A 19386-nucleotide genomic window follows, 5' to 3' on the forward strand; every position below is an offset into this window, starting at 1 on the left:
GAAACGAGTCCTCCTTTTGTGCTTCTCTCTTTATAGACGTGTCGTTCTGGATAAATGTTTCATTACATCTGCAATTTCGGCAATGACTTCATCTGCTGTTTCGTCGTCCAAGTGCGCCTCGAGACGAGGCATTGCCTCATCTCCTTTGATCTCCGAAAGGGCCCACGCAGCTGTCGCTCGCATTACAGGGCGCTGGTCGTTTTTCAGTACCTCCTCAATCGCAGGGACCGCTGAAACATCTTTGAAATTTGCCAACGCAATGAGTGCATTTCGTTGAATCGGTTTCTTCCCCCGCCAGGAACCTGAAACCTCACCGAACGTTCTCTTAAACTCTTTATTCGACAAGCTGAGCAACGGAATTAACTGAGGTTTTGCTTTTTCAGGGTCCGGGGTCATCTCTTCGTGATGGGTATGATTTTTCCCTTTGTTTTCGGGACAGACGACTTGGCAGGTATCACATCCATAGAGCCTGTTCCCCAGTTTCTGACGGTATTCTTTCGGAATCATCGATTTCGTCAGCGTCAAGTAGGCAATGCATTTTGAACTGTCCAGTTGACCCCCTTGAATCAATGCATCGGTCGGACAGGCATCAATGCATTTCGTACAGCTTCCGCATTGATCCTCCAATGGTGTATCAGGTTCCACGTAAGCAGTCATCAGCATCTCACCCAGATAGACATACGAACCAAATTCAGGTGTGATGATCGCACAGTTTTTCGCACTCCAGCCAATACCGGCGCGTTCAGCAACAGCGCGATCGGAGAGTTCTCCGGTATCAACCATCACCGCAGTCCGTTCATCAGGCATCAACTCATGCAGATACGCTTCCAACGCTTTCAGTTTCCGTTTCAGAATATGATGATAGTCTTCACCCCACGAAGCCCTGCAAAAGACACCACGACGATCTCCTTTTACAGACCGGGGCGGGTTTTTTAATTTCGACGGATAGGCCATTGCAATGGAGACGATGGTTTTCGCTTCCGGAAGAAGACGCTCTGGCTCTGTCCGCTCTTTGACAGAACCTTTTTCAAAGCCTGTTTCAAAACCCAGCGACTGCTGGTCTTCAAGACGTGATTTCAATGTCACGAAGGGGTCTGCTGAAGCAAAACCGATCTTATCGATCTCTAGTTCCCGGCTTTTTTCAATTAATTTATTTTTCAATTCTGATGCTTTCATTTTATATACCACCCTGAGAATTTCAGATCAAAATAACCGACATCACATGGAAAAAGCAGTGCATTCACCATTCATTTAAGACACATGCGGTCACGCTCTCCGAAGGCCTTATTGAATATGAAACACTGCTGAATTGCGTCATCTGAAATTCGGTGCAATCATTGTTCATAGAAAATCATACTATAGATCAGCGAGAGACGTCAATTCCCTGCAAACGTTCCCAAATTATGTTATGCTAATCGTGAAGCAACTGACTATGTTAACATGGAGGCGATGAAAATGACTTTTGACTATACTGTTCCAAGTGATAAGCCGATTGAGCAATTACTCACCGATCTCGAAGTGGAGCTTAAAGAAATCAAGTTCGGCGTGCTTTGGCCTTTCGATGTGACAGAAACACTCCAGAGTAAAGGGCAGGACTTCGATCAACCCTATTTCATCTATGAAGTTTGTCAACCTGCAGCAGCGAAGAAACTGTTGGATATCTCTAACCTCGCGGGCACATTCCTCCCTTGTAAACTGGTAATTTATCAAAGTGGAGATCAATGTTACATTTCCATGCCTAAACCAACGAAAATGTTTGCCATGCTTGATGATGAAGAGATTCAGCACATTGCATCCGACATCGAAGTGGATTTGATCGATGCCATCAACAAAGCTGTTTAATTTAAGCCAATAGAACGCCCTGACTGCAGAAAAAGCAGTCAGGGCGTTCTATTATTTCAGTTTAAATCCACATTGTGATAAACCTGCTGGACATCATCAAGGTCTTCAAGAGCGTCAACCAGCTTTTCGAATTTTTCTTTACTTTCCTCATTCGGCAATTGCGTTTCTGTTTGCGGCAGCATTTCGAATTCCGCGACTGTAAATTCAGTCACACCTGCCTGCTTCAGTGCTTCCTGCACGACATGAAACTCCTCAGGTGCTGTATAAATAATGACCTGGTTGTCTTCTTCGAGAATATCACGGGCATCAAGATCCGCTTCCATCAGCCATTCCATAACGTCTTCAGCAGACACGTCCGCAATACCGATGACGGCGTTTTGTTCAAACATATATGCAACCGATCCACTGACTCCCATATTGCCGCTGTTCTTTCCAAAAGCAGCTCTCACTTCACTTGCGGTGCGGTTGACGTTATTCGTCAGAGCGTCCACGATAAGCATTGAGCCATCGGGTCCAAATCCTTCGTAGCGAAGTTCGTCATAACTTTCTTCCCCACCGCCTTTTGCCTTATCAATGGCCTTGTCAATGATATGCTTTGGCACATTGTACGTTTTTGCCTGCTCCAATACGAATTTCAACGCCTGATTTGACTCCGGATCGGGCTCGCCGTCTTTTGCCACCATATAAATTTTCCGTCCGAATTTCGCATAGATACGACTGACGTTCTTATCGCGTGCTGCCTTTTTTTCTTTAATGTTGCTCCATTTACGTCCCATGATACGCTCCCCTCTCCTTTTACTCAACGAACTTATTATACACGATTTCCCGCTCTGTTTGTGAGATGTTTCACCGGATTGTTTTCACAAACTTCCAGCTCTTTTCATTCGGATCATCGGAATTGTTCACCTGCTTGATGAGACCCGCTTCAGCAATGTAGCTGAGGTAGGTGTTCACTTCTACTGGATCCGCTTTATTGGAAAAGACGTTTTTCACCATCTCTCCTGTGGTTGCGGATTTCCCGTTTTTCTCTTCACGCAGATACAACAGCAGTTTGACCCGTTTTTTCTGCCGGGCTTCTTCTTGATATTTACCCGTGAACAGTTTCTTAATGGGCTCTGCTGCAAACACACCCAATGTCATCCCGAACAGCACAAGTATCAAATCATAAAACATCCATTGCCGCCTCCTGATTGCTCCTATTTTTCTATTCTCCCGGTTTCACCGCTTCAACTGTGATCATTCCGGTGCCTTTTTGAGGTGTTTTTCCGTAGTCATAATCTGCAGAAAAGGATACATCGACAAATCCCAGTTTTTCAAGCTGGAGCCGCAGCTCTTCCAGTCCGTACCATCTGATTCTGAATTCTTCCAACTCTGTATCCACAAGCCTCTGCTCGTACCATTTTTCATAGCGGTGATGATACAAGAGTGTCTGATTGATCTGATTTGCTTCAATCAGTTTTGATTCGAGTGTGATTAAATCACCAGCAGGCAAGTGGAAACGCCGTGTGGAAATATAGCCGGGGGTCAGGCAGTCAGGCAGGAACACATCAAAGATCAATCGACCATTTGGCATGAGACTGGCCATGAATTTCTCCAGCACTTTGATGGCTGTTTCTCTGTCGTGAATCAGCAAAAAGGAGCCTGCAGGCAGGATGATCGCCGCGTAGGATTTGTTCAAGCTGACATGCGTCATGTCCTCATGGTTCACACGAATGGCAGTCCCCCGCTCCTTTGCGTGATGCCGGCACAAAATAAGCATTTCCCTGGAATTGTCAAATCCTTCAATATTGAAATTTGCTTCCTGGAGAGGAATCAATATTCTTCCATTTCCGCAAGCTGGTTCCAAAACAGGGCCCGAAATGTCTTTTAGTCTCTCGCTATAAAATTCCAAATCACCGAAGGAAAATCCGATGGGTTTATCGACATCATACACTTCCACAGACAGTTTACCGTAGACCGCCATATTCACCACCCCTTTTTCTCTTGCTTTGTTTCTATTATAGTATGAAGGAAGGCCGCAAACAATTCACATACTATTTTAAAGCAAGAATACTTTTCATCTAAAAGGGTATCCGGTATACTAAGTTAATATATGAATTGAAAGGGGAAACCTCCATGCTCTACTATAAGACCTATCCACATGAATCCAGCAAAGAATGGGTTACCTTCGTGCATGGTGCAGGCGGAAACTCCGCTACCTGGTATAAACAAATTAAAGCGTATCGACAGCATTTCAACGTACTGCTCGTTGATTTACGCGGTCACGGGCGCTCCCAATCAAAAAAATGGTCTAAAAATGACAGCTTCAAAGACATTGCGACAGATATAAAAGAGGTGCTTGATTACGAACAGATTCAAAGCACACATATGATCGGCATCTCCCTTGGAACCATCGTGATTCAAACCTTCAGTCATCTGTACCCGGATCGACTTACATCGATGATTCTCGGTGGTGCCGTTGTGCATGTGAATCTGCGAACCAATATCCTGATCAACTTAGGCAATATGACCAAACATGTTATTCCATACATGTGGCTCTATAAATTCTTTGCATGGGTCATCATGCCAAAGAGTAATCACCTCGAATCACGGGTGGCATTCGTCTCGCAGGCCAAAAAGATGTATCAAAAAGAATTCATCCGCTGGTTTAAGCTCACCCGGGCCATCAACCCATTTCTTTCAAGACTCCAACGGAATTTTAACGGCATTCCCACATTGTTTGTCATGGGAGATGAAGATTACCTGTTCCTCCCTCCGGTGGAAGATCTGATCCGAACCGGCAAAGGATTAACACTTGAAATCGTTCCAAATTCAGGCCATGTATGCAATATTGATCAGGCGGACTACTTCAACAATTCAACCATCGCTTACATTAATAAACTGAAACAAACCATTCATGATCGATAACAATTTCAACCATGATAATGAAAGCCGGCCCTTGCACCTCTGTGCAAAGACCGGCTTATTTTACATTAATTCATCGCTTGTTCAATCATTTCGTCCACACGATCCCGATTCTCTTCAATCCAGGCTGCGGCTGTCTCTTCAAACGGTACTTCATGATGCTCATATTCATACATCATGTCTTCGAGATCTGACACACTGATGGACCATTGACTAAGGAGTGCATATGCTTCAGGGTGGTCTTCTTGTATCCCGTCATAGGACAGAACATATACATTGTCATAATTGAAATGTCCTTCAGGGTCCTCAAGGAATTTCAAATCGTAGCGCGAAAACATGGAGTGTGGTCTCCAGCCCGTGAGTATAAAAGGCTCTTGGGATTGCATCTTCGTCTCCATGACACCGAGCATTGCAGCTTCACTGGACGGGATCAGTTCATAGTCATCCAGACCGTATGTTTCATCCTCTATTACCTCTCTGGAAATGTCGACAATTCCAGCTCCTTCACCGATCGTCACAACTTCACCATCAAACATGTCTGCATTTCCCTCAAGATCTGAAATGCTGTCAAACGGAACGGATTCCGGAACAACCCAACCGAGCGGAACATCTTCATAGCTGGTGGTGACCTGAATTAATTCGTCTTCATATTCTTCCCATAAGGCTGCTTCCGTGTATGGAAGCCAGGCATCCATAAAGAAGTCCACGTCCTGATTTTGCATCCCTTCGAAGATAACCGGCTGATCCAACAGTGAAATATCAACGTCATAGCCCATTTCCTCAAGAATCTGCCTGACGATTTCTGTCGGTGCTTCCGTACTCGTCCAGGCCGTCTGTCCAAAAACAATCGTCCCTTGATCTGCCAATGATTCTTCTGCATTATTATCGTTTCCACAAGCTCCAAGTACAAAGAGACTTGTTCCTGCTATGATCCATTTCTTATTCATATCAAATCATCTCCTGTCAATCGTTTGAATTCCTGATTCAACGTACCTTCTGTAAATTGATAATCATCCGTTTTTTCGTGGCGCCAGCGCTCAAATGGCTGCCCGTTCAGCCTCTTGATCATTTCATCTGTGCGATAAATGTTCAGATTATAAACCCAGTTCGCCATGGTTAACATTGCCGACTGATGGGCCCCTCTGTTCGAAGCCGTTACCATATCCGAAACAAGGTGAACCTCATAGTCTCGGAAATAAGCATCAAATACCGATGTCATCAAGCAGCCATCTGTCACTACACCACCCATGATCACTTCCTCTGCCCCATAACTTTTGAGCATGACATCCAACGAAGTTTCATAAAAAGCGCTCCAGCGGTATTTATCGATGACGATATCTCCTTCATGAGGCTTCAAATCATCTATGATTTCGATCTGATCCGTATGATCTGCGTAATAAAGCGGTGTCCCATCTGCCTTCAACGGCTCCCCTTTGGATAACCCAATACCATCCATGCGATTAATCTGCCGCGTGTAGATGATCGGGATTCCTTGTTCCCGGCAAGCTGCAATGAGTTTTTGACTGTTCGAAATCACACGGTCAAGATTAAACAAGCCAAAATTCGATTCTTTTTGTAAATCAATCAATACCAATACTTTAGTTGTCATTTTGATCTTCCTTTTCTTTTGGTAAGTAGGTAAAAATTTCTCCGGATTCCATTTGATTCGCCAGTGTCATGATCCAATCGAGGTATCCTTTTGCATCATCCATCAACTCCAAATCCCTTGCTGCGTTCTCCCTGACCGATTCACTTTCACTGTTCTGGGCCAGATCCTCAAACACAGGTTCTGTTTGATCTGTGGCTTTTGCAATCAAACTTCTTTCCAATCGCAGCATTTTTACAAAGAAATTAATGAAGTTCTGCAAAAAGTCTTTTTCTGCAATGAAATGATCTTTTCGTTCCCCTTTTTTCCAGACTTTCGTGACCATTTCTGTCTCCATTAATTCTCTGATTCCGTTACTGACACTCGCCTTACTCATGGCTACCTCATCCTTCAGTTCGTCAAGTGTCATCGGTTCACGCGCAAAATATAAAACACCATAGATTCTCCCGACTGATGGCGTGACCCCATAGATCACCATCGCCTGAGCGACAGCACTGATGACAATATCGCGGGCTTCCTGAAGCTTTTCTTCTTCTCGATTCATCATGTCACCTCACTTTGTACAATTAATTTAATCTATACAATTTATTTTAAACAAATTAGACAAAATGTCAACAGTTCGCCGATAAATTCACAGGTATTCTGCTCATTTATTCGTTTCTCGTCGTTTTAATAAGCATTTCAGATGATGATTGAGCTAATCGCTTCAATCAGACGAACATGGAGGAATAAGACATAAAAAAGCAGCCCCGCTGATTCAGCGGGCTGCTTTTTTTGTCGCTTCTCTTGTCAATTGGTTCACGGCTTCATGAAGCACCCAGATGGATGAGAGATCAAACGGGTGATCTGCCGGGAGTTTATAGGCATGGGTTTTCGGAAGATCGAGCCAGACCGTGACATCATCTTGCACTTCTTCTTTATGCTCTGTCTGCGCGATTGCCACCGTATCCCAAAGACCTGGTTGTTCAAAATAATCATCCCACGGGTACACAACCTGTGTGTAGTGATACCGCTTCATGTCCTTTTTCAAAATCATATACCGTGACCGGTCAGCATTCTCAAAGAAACGCCACTCCTGAAGACTTTCTTCATCAAAGAGCGATTCGGTGGCGGGAAACGGGTAATAGCACTGCAGGGGAAACGGCTGCTGGGTGCGGATATAGGTCTCATTGAGCCAGCTGCGCTTCACTTCAAGATCCGTCACTTCCTGCCACTCAGGTCCTTTTTCTCCGAGACCGCTCACATCTTTTGCCACTGCAGCATGCTGCGGCAAAATCGGGTACGCCTGAATCTTTTCAAGGACCCTCATTGCCGGACCGTTATATTCCTCCGTGTTTGCACCTATCCAGTCAACTGCCGGATCTTGTTTTGCCAGTTCCAGAACACGGGTCAACACATCGGTACCGATATTTTTTCCACGGATCGCCTGACTCGCCCGAAGCCTTCCGAGCATCGCATAGCGTCCTGCGAATAACGTATAGCCCGCAGTCGCGATCAGGTCCTCTCCTTCAAACAAACCGAACAGGCGGTTATTTCCGGATGAAATCCGCTCGAAAAAACGGGCAATATAATCGTCCTCGATCCCCGTTTCCATTGATTGATATACATCCAGATCTTCCACATGAAGCTGTCTCATCCATCGTTCCATCTCCATACACGTCCTTTACGATAGCTTATTCCATCCATCATTATAGACTGCATGAAGAGAAATTTCATGACTTATGCATAAAAAAATGTTATTCAATTTCAAAATCATCGTTTTCCCAGCTCCCCATGCCGCCTTTCAGAGAATAGGCATCAAATCCTGCCATTCGTAACACACTGGCCGCCTGGGCACCAGTTTGCCCCGAATAACAATAGACCATCAATGGTTTATCGTCAGGCAGATCCCCCATTGATAACCCCAGATCCGCCACCGGGTAATGATGGGCTCCCGGCAGATGACTCGACTGATAATCCGCCTCACTGCGTGTATCCACCACATAAAGTTCATCAAGCTTTTCGTTCAATTCATCTGGTGACAGCAAAAACAAAGATTGTTCAATGCCCTGACTCAGAACACCTTCAGCACGGTTCATCATTACCTCTGACTCATGTGAATCATGCCGGACAACATCTGCACCCGTTAACTCGTCCTCCAACCATTTCGAACCCTTTTCAGTGCCACCCTCCCAATTCTCCATGCCGCCTGCCAAAACGTAACTGTCCAGACCGGCCATGCGGGTCATTGCCATGACCATCGATGCAGTTTGACCATCGGCACTCACCCATAAAACCGGTTCATTCTGAGGGAGCGAAGCGAGACGCTCAGCCACGTCCTGCCATGATGCATGATGGGCATCAGGTAATGCTTGCAGCTCGAAATCCGATGGATCTCTCAAGTCCACCACGAGCCATTCCTCTGTAATTTCTGACATGTCTTCTGCATCAAGCATATACCGGGTCATCGGCATGCGATTGAAATAGGCCACTCCGCTGTTCCAGTGGATCTCCTCTTCTGTCAGCTGATCCGCTTCTTCCATCGTGTCATCTGCTGCTTCTTCTTCGTTTTGATGTTCAGCATCGTCAGAACATCCAAAAAGCAATCCAACTGACAAGCCCATACTCACAAAGGTAACGCTCCATCCTCTCTTCATCATCAACACACCCTTCTCTTTCTCCATTATCTCTTACAATCATGAATTCGAAGTGAAAACCTTATGACACTTCACCAACAAAAAAGCCCCCGGAATCTGTTCCGGAGGCAAAAAAAGCTCAACTGAGTAATTTTTTAATTTCTTTAACCGTCAAAACTTTCCCCGATGCCTTCACTTCGCCGTCTACAACAAATCCTGGCGTTTTGAACACCCCGTATTCCACAATTTGATCGATCTCTTCCACTTTGACGACTTCAGCCGTTACACCCATTTCCTCAAGGGCTTCATGGGTGCGTTCCTCCAGGCGTTTACATTTTGAACAACCGGTTCCCAATACTTCAATTTTCATTTCAATCACCTCATATCATTTATTTAGACTGCTCCAAAATCAGAAGAACAACATTCCGACTGCCAGAGCCATCACCGCCGACATTGTCGTCACAAGCGCAATATAAGTCACCGTTTTCTTCAGACCCATGACACGTCCGACGATGATCATATTCGGAAGACTCATCGAAGGTCCCGCAAGTAAGAGTGCCAAAGCAGGCCCCTTTGCCATGCCCAGATCAAGAAAGCTCTGTACAATCGGTACTTCAGTCAATGTGGCAAAGTACATGAAGGCCCCGAAAATGGCTGCAAGGAACGTTGCAGAGATGGTATTGTCTCCTGCTGCTGCAGTCATGAAGGTTTCTGGAATTAACACCGTAATGATCCCGGCTATGAATATCCCCACAATAAACAAAGGAACGATTTTTTTCACCAGATCATAGGTCTCCAGACACCATTCCCATAATTCATCACGCTCAAAGAAAAGCATGAGTTGAATAAGCAGAAAAATGAAAGCTGCCCCTGTCACCGCCGGCAGATTCATTCCGGCAAGAAGCATAACCAGCAGGGTAATAAAAAACAGAACCGTCTGCCAGAGCGGTTTGTCCGAACCGTCCTGCACATGGAAGATCGCGCTGTTTCTGTCTGATTTCTTCTCTTCTTTATGAAAAATCAGGTGCATCAATACCCCAATCAACACCGCAAGGATCATCGCAGTTACCACACGGCTGATACCGAGTCCGATACCGAGAAAGCTGAATGTGAACGTAATGGCCAATACATTGATCGCCGGTCCCGAGAACAAAAAAGTCACTGCCGGACCGATCCCTGCTCCCTTTTTCCAAATGCTGGCGAACATAGGCAGAACCGAGCACGAACAAACCGTGAGAATAACCCCGGACACAGATGCCATCGTAAATGCCGTCGATTTCTTAGCTTCAGGGCCGAAATATTTCAGCACCACACCCTGGCTCATAAACTGGGCAATGGCACCCGATAAGAAAAAGACGATCGTGAGTGTAATCACCCTGGGTACAGTGAAATAATCCACAAGAAACTGCCATCCGGCTAACAGGATCTCCATCATCACATCCACCCTCTAAGCCATTGCTTCACTTTCTCTTTATCCGCATGAAGGTGAAACAAGGTATATTTCCCATCTTTTGAAGAAGCAATCAGACCCGCCTTCTCCAGAATTGAAAGATGATGGGTGATCGTCGATGCAGCGCCATCCAATGCGTCAACAAGCTCACATTTGCAGCACCTGCGCTCAACGAGCATCCCGAGAATCTCCAGGCGCACCGGATCCCCAAGTGCTTTATAGACTGCTGCGGTATCGGCTGCATTTCTAAGACCTGCGTGTTGATCCCGCACGTTCGCAAGCAGTGAACGACTCTCCTTTTGGTTTAAGATAGACAAGGTCTGTTTCATCGAAACCCTCTCCTTTACTGCTTCCAATATATCATATAAAACTACAAAACTAGTTATGTAATTATGATAAATTTGTGACAAAAAAACACTGCCCGTCATGAATCCAACGGCAGTGTTTTTTCTTTACGCTCCAGCCAGAAGCTCTTGCGCGTTTTGCTCGGTTTCCTTAAGGGTTTGATCGATGCTCTGGTTCTGTTCATTGAGATTATCCACCGAGGCACTGACCTCTTCAAGACTGGCTGAAGCCTGCTCAATAATGGCGGCCAAGTCTCCCGTCGCAGACTCCACGTCTTGTGTATGCTGCTGGACTTCTTCGGAGTGGCCTTGAAACGTATTGAACACTTCCTCTATTTGATGAATCGTCTCTGACAGACTTGAGAACGATTGATATACTTCTTTGGCAGATTTCATGCTTTCTCCCATTTGCTTTTGGTTTTCACCCATCTTCGACAGCGCTGTTTGATTGGCTGTCGTTACTTCATTCAAATTAGATGTAATCCGCTCTGCAGAACGATTGGAGGATTCAGCCAGCTTTCGAATCTCATCCGCCACCACCGAGAAGCCTTTTCCTGCCTCACCGGCCCGGGCCGCTTCGATGCTCGCATTCAATGCCAGAAGATTCGTCTGATCACTGATTTGAATGATCTCCTGGGAAAACTGGCTGGTTTCATTGATTTTTTTCGACAGCGCATCAAATACCTGATTTAATTCATCTACATGCGTTCGGAAGGAATTCATCTGATCGGTCAGCTGATTGGAGTGCTTGCCCCCATCAGCCGACAACGCGATGGCCTGTTCAAAGTTTGCTGCCAACGAATGGTTCAGCCGCATCATTTCCTCCATCTTCTCTCTGGTAGCCTGGGATCGTTCGGCAATATCGGTAATTTTCGAACTCTGTTCCACACTGCCTTCCGTCACATCGTTCACCGCTGTGGCCATCTCCGATTGGGCGGAAATGTTATCCTGCACACGCTCCCCGACATCCATAAACTGGCGGGTCATCGTACCCACTTTTTCTTCAAAACACGCCTGTTGCTCTCCTTTTCGCCTCTGTTCGGCTTCACTTTCCAGCAACAACCGTTCGATCTCTTTGAACTGTTGCTGATTCAGATAGATCAACACATAACTGAGAAGAGCGGTTAACAGAAACAATAGCATAACCGACGGAAAGTATTCGGAAATGACCTCCGGGTAGTGAACGGCATACTCCAGGTTCAAATACAAGCCGATGATACCGGAGATCAATCCCATTAAAAACACGGAACGGTACATGTGAACCGTCGCAAGAATTAATAAAAAGAAGAAAATAATCGTTACTTCCAGACCCCCACCTGAAAATAAAATCAATGATAAACTAAACATAAACGTTGTGAATATCAATAAGTACGGAAACCAGGCATCACGTTTCAATGCAAATTTCAACGCAACAAACAGCCCGCTCACAACCAGGAGCTGCACACCATACATCAGCGTTTTCAATTCATCACCCAATACAATATTTAATAAAAACCCCATGATCAGAGAAATTGACAATGCTACCAACGTCAAAATATTTTTCTTCTTTAAGTCCTCCTGCAACATCTCTGCTACACTGTTCATCTTGAAATGCCCCCTTCATCAATCTATTCATTATTATATGCGAAACTATACTGTAAGGATATTGCTCTTCCATCATTTTATCGTAGGGCTTTTTTATAAACTTTTCGGATTTTGAATTACCTGTGAAAATTACTCAATAACCGGTTTGATTTGAATCTCCAGAGACTCCTTTTCCTGCCCCATGATATAAATCGGTTTCGTAAAGAATCCTGAAAAGACGACTGATGCCCCAATTTTTTCAATATTCACTTTGACAAATCAGGACCAACGTCATATAATTATAGCAACGAAAGCGGTTTCGTAAACTACTTATCCTGTTTGGAGGTCTCTCAATGTTCAAAAAAATGCAAAGTCTGTCCTGGAAATACGCCTCTGTATTCCTGATCACCGTTCTCCTGTTTATTCTTTCCTCGTTTGCTGTAAGCGTTCTATTATCGAACACGGAAGAAGAAGTTCAGTATTTGAACGAAAGTTCCGGGCATGGTCAAACCCTCGCTGAAATGGAATTACATACGCAAGAACAGTTTCTGATGCTGACACAGTTTATGGTCAGTCCGAACAACACCACACCCCGTCTGTTTGAGGAAACGTACGAAACTTTTACTGCCATGGCGGCGGAAATCGAACCACATCTCTCATCGGAGGAAGCCGGATTTCTGCTTCAATCCGCCGTCGATCACAACCTGGAAATTGCGGAAGCCTTCCGGAATTATGACGCCCTTCCTGCTGATGAGCAGACTGACCGTTTACAACAACGTATCATTGAAGACGCTGGTGCTGCCTACCAGACCAGTTCTTTTGCTTTCGGTGAACTACGGTCGTTGATGGGCGAAGAGGCAGATCATGCTGCAACATCTGTTTATTCAAGTTTTGACGCCACGACCACTTTATTAATGTATTCAATCCTCCTTTCCATCGCGGTAGGACTGATCATTCTGTACGTGGTAAACCGGGGTGTTCAAAAACATCTGAAGGGAATTCTCAGCTTCAGTGAACGCATTGCTCAAGGCGATTTAACTTCTGAGCCTTTGAATATCAAGGGGCATGGTGAGTTTGCCCAGATCGGCGCATCACTGAATACGATGAAACATGCGCTCGACGGTATCCTGACTGATCTCTCAGACGTTTCCGGCAGTATCACCGGCCGCAGCAAAGAGCTTGACGATACGGCCCATTACCTCGATACAGAAAGCAAGGTCGTTTCAGACCGCCTGCACGAACTGATTGCAACGGTTGAAGAACAATCGGCCTCGCTGACAGAAATCGCGGGCACAAATAACGGGTTCAACGGCCGCATTAAAGAGATTGAATCCTCCAGTCAGGCGATGAAAACGTCATCCGGCGCCGTATCTGACAGCACACGACATGGTATTTCCCTGATGCGTGATGCGGTTGATCGCATGAAACAGATCAGCGGATCCGTGGATCAGTCCACTTCGAAGGTGGATGCGCTCGTCAACCGGGCCGAAGAAATGATGACCTTCACCGAAGCAATTAACGCCATCGCCGACAAAACGAACCTGCTGGCCATCAATGCTTCCATCGAAGCGGCACGCGCCGGGCAGCACGGAAAAGGCTTTGCTGTTGTAGCAGATGAAATCCGGATTCTTTCTTCTGATGTCAACCGGACAACAGGTGAAATGAATGACGTGATCAACGTATTTCGTGAGGAAGCCGGCACGATCGCAAACGAACTGAAAACATCCAGTGAACATACCCAGGAAGAACAAATGCAAATGCAGGGAAATATTGAGACCCTTTCAAAAATCGAAGAAATGGTCGATCAACTGGTGGACGGGATCGATCAATCTTCGAACAGTCTCTCCGTTATGGCAAAGGAAAGTGCGGAGATCAATGATTCATTGGAAGAACTGACGACCCTCTCTTCCAAAACGAACGAATACATCGATGAAGCCAGTCAATCTGTTTATGAGCAGAACACGATGATCGGGAAGATGAACACGCACACATCGAACCTGAACGACAACGCTGTGACCCTGAATCAGGCTATGGCTCGTTTTCAGAACCATAAAAATGTTGACGATGCGAAACAAACTGATCTTGCACCGGTACCTCAACGTAAAAAAAGAATCCGGTTTTCTTTGCCTAAATGGCTGAAGAAATCGGCTTAAGTAAAGGCAACTCAGCTTTTCGCCAAGCAGGTTTTTAAAAGCTTCAGTTCTACTGATACTTCACTCCTTTCGCAAATGTACGCTTCCTGAGCAGTAACATCAAAACGCCCTGAAGATGATTTCCCGGGAAATCATCTTCAGGGCGTCCTTTATTCTTGCAGATTCCGGCAAGTGAGACTAAACTGAACACTAGAAATGTGGCAGAGCCCTGACCTTTCGGAGGAACGATATCGCATGAAAAAATTACTCACCTTAAGCACGACCATAACCGTCATTTTGACGGCAGCCATCCTCGCTCTGTTTTTGTCATTGGCAAACAGCAGCTGGTTCGCCTTTGAACCCCCAGAACCGGAAGTGCCTGAGCGGGTGATTGCACAGGATGAAATCCCTGGTGATTTCATCCCCCTCTATCAGGAAGCGGGCGCAGCCTATGAAATTCCTTGGCAACTTTTAGCTGCAGTTCACCGGGTAGAGACCATTTTTTCCACGATGGACCCCTTAATCAGTCCAGCAGGAGCCGAAGGCCATATGCAGTTTATGCCCTGCACCTGGACAGGATGGTCTCACCCCACTTGCGGCGAACTCGGACTCGGTGCGATCTCAGAGACCGAAAAGGTGGATCCGGATAGGATTGCACGCTACGGAGGATATGGTGTCGATGCAACAGATTCGGGAACCGCTGATCCCTTTGAAATCAGGGACGCCATTTTCAGCGCAGCCCATTATCTCGCCAGTGCCGGTGCCGCCGAAGGAGACATTGAAGGGGCTATATACGACTACAACCGCGCTGACTGGTATGTTGACGATGTACTCAGCTACTATGAACGTTACCGGAGCGGTTATTCCACCATTGATCTTGAAGAAGAAGGTATCCAAGTCCAGCACGTCGAATGACCGTGTCTTTTTTCGGGGGCTGGGAGAAAAAGATTTACTCAAAATGAACACACGAACCTTTTAAAATGGATTTAATATTCGTGCCAATCGAACACGAGACGCCTGTGGCGGATGTAGACACAGTGAGGAACGAACTGATCTCGCCCAGGTACCTTTAGATGGAAAGCAAGAGCTGAAAATCCACCGTCGGTACTTTTCCGACGGTTAGTTGAAGCCTTGCCCATGGCAAGCGAAGTGTTCGATTGACACGGTTATAGGAAAATCCCGTAATGTAACCCCAACCGGATGATCCCGTCTTTAGAGATAGAACTAATCAAAATTAAAGGCGGGATAATTATGGAACGCATGATTGGTGTGATTTTGATTTTGATCGCAGCATTTCTCTTCAGTCCGGCCGTAGCCGCTGCAGAAAATAACCTGAAATATGAAGATGGCGTGGATCCAAATCATATGGACGTCACGGAAGCGATCCACGATTACGTAGAGGAACATTTGGAAGAAAATTTTGCCGGCCGTTACATTGACCGGGACGAACGTGACTTGGGCGTCATTGTCTACCTGTTCACGGAGATGCCTGGTGATGAACACGTAAGCGCCATGGAAGAACGCCTCGATGAAGATGCAGAATTGGCTATTCAGGTCGCAGAACTGTCGGAAGATGAACTGAACAGTATCCAGCAGGACATCGACAGTGCCGGTTTCAATTACGGGGATTTCGAGATCACCCATACGGCTTCGATGATTCAGGACACTGCCGTTGAAGTCGGTATCAAGCCGTATTCAGATGAAAACGCCCAGGTTATTTATGACGAATTCGGCTCCGATTATGTTAACGTCGTGGAAGGTGAAGAAGCGACTGATGATATGGGCGAGGACAATGCGCCATCCGGCGCCGTTCAGGAAGAACGGCAGAACCTCTTTAACCGGATCATTGACTGGTTCAGAAACTTGTTTTGATCCACTGATGATCCAACAGATAAGGAGTCGTGGGAAGTTTTCCCCGACTCCTTTTTCGAACATTACTCACCAACCAGATTCACAAAAATCTCATCCAGATCCGGTTTCTCACTGATGAATCCAGTGTCATACAACCAATCGATCGTCTCTTCCCATGAAGATTCTTCCTGACTGCCGAACGCTTCGCCTTCCGCTGTCATTTTCGTGAGCAGGATTTCCATACTCTCTTCTTCGACGTCACGAATCAGCGGGAAATTCTCCTGATCTTCGTTACTGAACAACAGATCGAGACTGTCATCCGGGTTCTCTTCCATGAATTCAAATCCTCTTGAAGCCGCACGCCAGAACGCATCAATCGTCTCAGGATCTTCCTCAAGCTGGTCTTCATTTGTCACCATCACCAGCTCATAAAACGCAGGAACACCGTGATCCACCGGATTGAAGTAACTGACGTCATGCCCCTGATGACGAAGAACCGGTACCTCATGATTAATGTAGGCTCCGACCACGGCATCCACCTGACCGCTGACGATGGATGAACCGAGTTCAAACCCGACATCGATCATTTCCACATCACCCGGATCCGCCCCGGCATCACTGACCATCGTCTCGATTAATGCCTCGTTCACCGGAATCCCTGGATAGCCTACTGTTTTACCCGCTAAGTCTGCAGGTGAAGAAAGTCCATCTTCCAGGTAAATTATGTGATTCAAGGGCGTTCGGACAATCGACGCAAACGACACCACCGGGATATCCTGGTTCCTGGCCGTGATGACATCCGGTTGATACGTAATTCCAACCGTCACGTCTCCTGTCGCAGCGAGATTAATCGGATCCGTCGGGTTTGCCGGAAAACGAATCGTCACATCCAGTCCTTCCTCTTCAAAATACCCATTTTCCAGTGCCACATATAAATAACTGTGCACCGCATTCGGATACCAGTCGAGCATCAGGTCCACTTCCTGTAATTCTCCTTCTTCCGCAGCATCTGTATTGTCTTCATTGCCACACGCCGCAACCACCATTAACACGCTCGCTGCCATTCCTGCTTTCATCCATTTCATCATCTTTTCCTCCATTTCATTGATTGATATTCCATCCATTTCACGAATAAAAACAGCAAAATACCCAGAATTGATAAAAGGACAATCGGGGCAAAAACCCCCGCTCCGTCCATTTGCGTCATCATCCGCCTGCTGAAGTATCCAAGACCGCGACTTGCTCCGAGCCACTCCCCGATCGCTGCTCCAATGACACTCAAGGTCACCGCAACCTTCATCCCCGAAAAAAAATAAGGCAGTGCTGACGGTACCTGAATCTTCGTGAAGATCTGCCGGGTATTCGCCCCCATCGTCTTTAGGAGTTCAATCTGATCCCGGCTCGAAGATCGCAGTCCATCAAACACCCCCACTGTGATGGGAAAAAAGGTGATCAACACCGTCACTGCAACCTTGCTCCAAATCGAATAGCCGAACCAGAGAACGAAAATCGGCGCCAAGGCAATGATCGGGATGGTTTGTGAAGCAATGACCAGTGGATAAAAAGTCCGTTCCATCAGCTGGTACTGGTTCATCGCCACGGCAAGAGCCCCGCCGAACAGGATCGAAATCCCAAGCCCCACAAGGATCACTTGAAGGGTTGCCGGTAAGTGTACCCCTATCAGGACATCCCGCAGTTCCCATAACCGGATCACTACACCCGAAGGCGTCGGCAAGATAAATGCCCGGTCATAGATCCGTGCACCGATCTCCCAAAAACTGAGCAACAGGAGTATGAATACCAGAGAACCTGCGTACGGTAACAGCCGCTTTCGTAAAAATGTCACCATACCGAACGCCCCCCGCGGATTTTCCGGAGAAGTTCCTGTTTCAATGCCATAAACGCTTCTGTACTTCGCTGTTCGTCAACCCTCGGCCTCGGCAAATTGACTTCTACCGATTCACACACTCCGCTTACCGGACAGTCATTCATAAGCAAAATCCGGTCCGACAGAAAAACAGCCTCTTCAATATCATGTGTAATAAAGACGATCGTTTTCTCCACATCCCGCCATTGCGCCAAGAGCCATTCCTGCATCGCAAAACGGGTAAACGAATCCAGTGCGCTGAACGGTTCGTCCAATAAAATAACATCATTGCCTCCGAGGTATGCGCGTAGAAAAGAGACGCGCTGCCGCATCCCCCCTGACAGCTCATGTGGAAACTGATGCTCCGTTCCTGCCAGGCCGAATTTCTCGATATAAGCCATGACCTGTTTTTTTGCTTCTTTACGCTGGATACCCTGAATTTCCAAGGGCAGTAGGCCATTCTCGAGTATCGTCCGCCACGGCAGAAGCAGATCCTGCTGGGGCATGTATCCGATTTTCCCCAATCGATTCGTTGTTTCACGATCACGCAGAAGAATCCGTCCTCCATGCGGATTCTCAAGACCTGCAATCAACCGGAACAACGTGGATTTTCCGACACCGCTCGGCCCTAAGACCGTTACAAACTCCCCTTTTTGGACAGACAGGTTGAAGGACGTGAAAACAGACGAACCGCCATACGCAAATGAAACATCTTCAAAAGTTAATTCAGCCATGGCACCCTCACCTTCTTATGCAAAATGATTTCCATAACGCAAAAAACCACTTCCTGGATTTCAGGAAGTGGTCAACAGTCGGATTCGGTTCAGCTGCTTTTTATACCCTCAGTATGTGGGTGAAGCGCCTGCTGATTGAACGAATTGTCTCGCACCACTTCCCTACGCTGGTATTATCCAGATCAGGTGACGGGGTTAAGACATTCGTCCCTCTCAGCTTTTCAGCACCCCCAGTGGTTACTATTCAGTTATGGTTCTTTGTAACTTTAACACATTATTCGAAAAATTCAAAATCGGCACACCCGACGTGCCGTCGTCTTCTACACCTGATGATGCCTCATCCGATATTTAACCAAAATACCCCCACCCGAAATAAATTTGCCGTGTATCAAGTCTTCCAAACGTGTTCTTCAAATTGTCACATTCTAAACAACACGGTTTAAACACTGATACAAAGGGATTTCAATGCCTGTTCAAC

At 46.3% G+C, this 19386-nt stretch carries 21 protein-coding genes and 1 riboswitch; of the genes, 5 read left to right on the forward strand and 16 right to left on the reverse strand.

All coding sequences use genetic code 11. The features are described 5' to 3' along the window. Positions 1-30 precede the first annotated feature (30 nt). Positions 31-1176 carry a tRNA epoxyqueuosine(34) reductase QueG gene (gene queG, locus BBEV_RS10560; RefSeq protein WP_069365438.1) on the reverse strand — a complete coding sequence of 382 codons (1146 nt, stop codon included), beginning with the start codon at positions 1174-1176 and terminating at the stop codon, positions 31-33. A gap of 279 nt (positions 1177-1455) precedes the next feature. Between queG and BBEV_RS10565 the strand changes: the two genes are divergently transcribed. Next, positions 1456-1842, forward strand: coding sequence for a DUF302 domain-containing protein (locus BBEV_RS10565; protein ID WP_069365439.1), 387 nt, complete (start codon positions 1456-1458; stop codon positions 1840-1842). Between the two features lie 56 nt (positions 1843-1898). On the opposite strand, the gene BBEV_RS10570 is transcribed toward BBEV_RS10565, so the two are convergent. From BBEV_RS10570 to BBEV_RS10580, 3 genes are all read right to left on the reverse strand, one after another. Beyond that, positions 1899-2618: a YebC/PmpR family DNA-binding transcriptional regulator gene (locus BBEV_RS10570; RefSeq protein ID WP_069365440.1), complete on the reverse strand. Its 720-nt coding sequence runs from the start codon at positions 2616-2618 to the stop codon at positions 1899-1901. 70 nt (positions 2619-2688) lie between these two features. Continuing rightward, positions 2689-3015: a hypothetical protein gene (locus BBEV_RS10575; RefSeq protein WP_069365441.1), complete on the reverse strand. Its 327-nt coding sequence runs from the start codon at positions 3013-3015 to the stop codon at positions 2689-2691. 31 nt (positions 3016-3046) lie between these two features. Then, the gene (locus BBEV_RS10580) at positions 3047-3805 is read right to left on the reverse strand and encodes a class I SAM-dependent methyltransferase (RefSeq protein WP_069365442.1); all 759 of its coding nucleotides are present in this window, start codon (positions 3803-3805) and stop codon (positions 3047-3049) included. 152 nt (positions 3806-3957) lie between these two features. Between BBEV_RS10580 and BBEV_RS10585 the strand changes: the two genes are divergently transcribed. Then, entirely contained in the window at positions 3958-4749 is a 792-nt protein-coding gene (locus tag BBEV_RS10585) for an alpha/beta fold hydrolase (protein WP_069365443.1), read from the forward strand. Positions 4750-4814: 65 nt separating this feature from the next. Here BBEV_RS10585 and BBEV_RS10590 read toward each other — a convergent pair whose 3' ends face one another. The 9 genes from BBEV_RS10590 to BBEV_RS10630 all read right to left on the reverse strand — a co-directional run bounded on the left by BBEV_RS10590 (position 4815) and on the right by BBEV_RS10630 (position 12345). Next, positions 4815-5693 (reverse strand): glycine betaine ABC transporter substrate-binding protein, encoded by an 879-nt coding sequence (locus BBEV_RS10590; protein WP_069365444.1) that lies wholly within the window; start codon positions 5691-5693, stop codon positions 4815-4817. Beyond that, positions 5690-6355 (reverse strand): cysteine hydrolase family protein, encoded by a 666-nt coding sequence (locus tag BBEV_RS10595; protein ID WP_069365445.1) that lies wholly within the window; start codon positions 6353-6355, stop codon positions 5690-5692. Before BBEV_RS10595 ends, BBEV_RS10590 begins: the two co-directional genes overlap by 4 nt. Then, positions 6345-6896, reverse strand: coding sequence for a GbsR/MarR family transcriptional regulator (locus BBEV_RS10600; protein ID WP_069365446.1), 552 nt, complete (start codon positions 6894-6896; stop codon positions 6345-6347). The genes BBEV_RS10595 and BBEV_RS10600 overlap by 11 nt, the downstream gene beginning before the upstream one ends. A 213-nt stretch (positions 6897-7109) precedes the next feature. After that, a complete protein-coding gene (locus BBEV_RS10605; RefSeq protein WP_084007346.1) occupies positions 7110-8006 on the reverse strand; it encodes a GNAT family N-acetyltransferase in 897 nt (298 codons plus the stop codon). 82 nt (positions 8007-8088) lie between these two features. After that, positions 8089-8991, reverse strand: coding sequence for a rhodanese-like domain-containing protein (locus tag BBEV_RS10610; RefSeq protein WP_069365448.1), 903 nt, complete (start codon positions 8989-8991; stop codon positions 8089-8091). Positions 8992-9106: 115 nt separating this feature from the next. Beyond that, positions 9107-9337, reverse strand: coding sequence for a thioredoxin family protein (locus BBEV_RS10615; protein ID WP_069365449.1), 231 nt, complete (start codon positions 9335-9337; stop codon positions 9107-9109). Between the two features lie 39 nt (positions 9338-9376). Continuing rightward, on the reverse strand, positions 9377-10399 hold the full coding sequence (locus BBEV_RS10620; protein WP_198154985.1) for a permease: 1023 nt from the start codon (positions 10397-10399) through the stop codon (positions 9377-9379). 2 nt (positions 10400-10401) lie between these two features. After that, positions 10402-10746 carry an ArsR/SmtB family transcription factor gene (locus BBEV_RS10625; protein WP_069365451.1) on the reverse strand — a complete coding sequence of 115 codons (345 nt, stop codon included), beginning with the start codon at positions 10744-10746 and terminating at the stop codon, positions 10402-10404. A 123-nt stretch (positions 10747-10869) separates the two neighbouring features. Next, positions 10870-12345: a methyl-accepting chemotaxis protein gene (locus tag BBEV_RS10630; RefSeq protein ID WP_069365452.1), complete on the reverse strand. Its 1476-nt coding sequence runs from the start codon at positions 12343-12345 to the stop codon at positions 10870-10872. A 332-nt stretch (positions 12346-12677) separates the two neighbouring features. On the opposite strand from BBEV_RS10630, the gene BBEV_RS10635 reads away from it, so the two are divergent. The 3 genes from BBEV_RS10635 to BBEV_RS10645 all read left to right on the forward strand — a co-directional run bounded on the left by BBEV_RS10635 (position 12678) and on the right by BBEV_RS10645 (position 16328). Further along, positions 12678-14477 (forward strand): methyl-accepting chemotaxis protein, encoded by a 1800-nt coding sequence (locus BBEV_RS10635; protein WP_069365453.1) that lies wholly within the window; start codon positions 12678-12680, stop codon positions 14475-14477. A 234-nt stretch (positions 14478-14711) separates the two neighbouring features. Continuing rightward, positions 14712-15371 carry a lytic transglycosylase domain-containing protein gene (locus tag BBEV_RS10640; RefSeq protein ID WP_069365454.1) on the forward strand — a complete coding sequence of 220 codons (660 nt, stop codon included), beginning with the start codon at positions 14712-14714 and terminating at the stop codon, positions 15369-15371. A 336-nt stretch (positions 15372-15707) separates the two neighbouring features. Further along, positions 15708-16328 (forward strand): hypothetical protein, encoded by a 621-nt coding sequence (locus BBEV_RS10645; RefSeq protein ID WP_069365455.1) that lies wholly within the window; start codon positions 15708-15710, stop codon positions 16326-16328. A gap of 62 nt (positions 16329-16390) precedes the next feature. Here the strand turns inward: BBEV_RS10645 and BBEV_RS10650 are convergent, their stop codons facing one another. Genes BBEV_RS10650 through BBEV_RS10660 form a run of 3 tightly spaced genes read right to left on the reverse strand, consistent with a single transcriptional unit; the run spans position 16391 to position 18908 of the window. Beyond that, complete coding sequence (locus tag BBEV_RS10650) at positions 16391-17392, reverse strand: ABC transporter substrate-binding protein (RefSeq protein ID WP_324609482.1); 1002 nt, start codon at positions 17390-17392, stop codon at positions 16391-16393. Next, positions 17392-18156 (reverse strand): ABC transporter permease, encoded by a 765-nt coding sequence (locus tag BBEV_RS10655; RefSeq protein ID WP_069365457.1) that lies wholly within the window; start codon positions 18154-18156, stop codon positions 17392-17394. Before BBEV_RS10655 ends, BBEV_RS10650 begins: the two co-directional genes overlap by 1 nt. Further along, positions 18150-18908 carry an ABC transporter ATP-binding protein gene (locus tag BBEV_RS10660; RefSeq protein WP_069365458.1) on the reverse strand — a complete coding sequence of 253 codons (759 nt, stop codon included), beginning with the start codon at positions 18906-18908 and terminating at the stop codon, positions 18150-18152. Before BBEV_RS10660 ends, BBEV_RS10655 begins: the two co-directional genes overlap by 7 nt. 142 nt (positions 18909-19050) lie before the next feature. Next, positions 19051-19150, reverse strand: a riboswitch (TPP riboswitch). Between the last annotated feature and the right edge of the window lie 236 nt (positions 19151-19386).

Origin of the sequence: Salisediminibacterium beveridgei, assembly GCF_001721685.1 — a bacterium.
Taxonomy (GTDB): Bacteria; Bacillota; Bacilli; order Bacillales; family Salisediminibacteriaceae; genus Salisediminibacterium; species Salisediminibacterium beveridgei.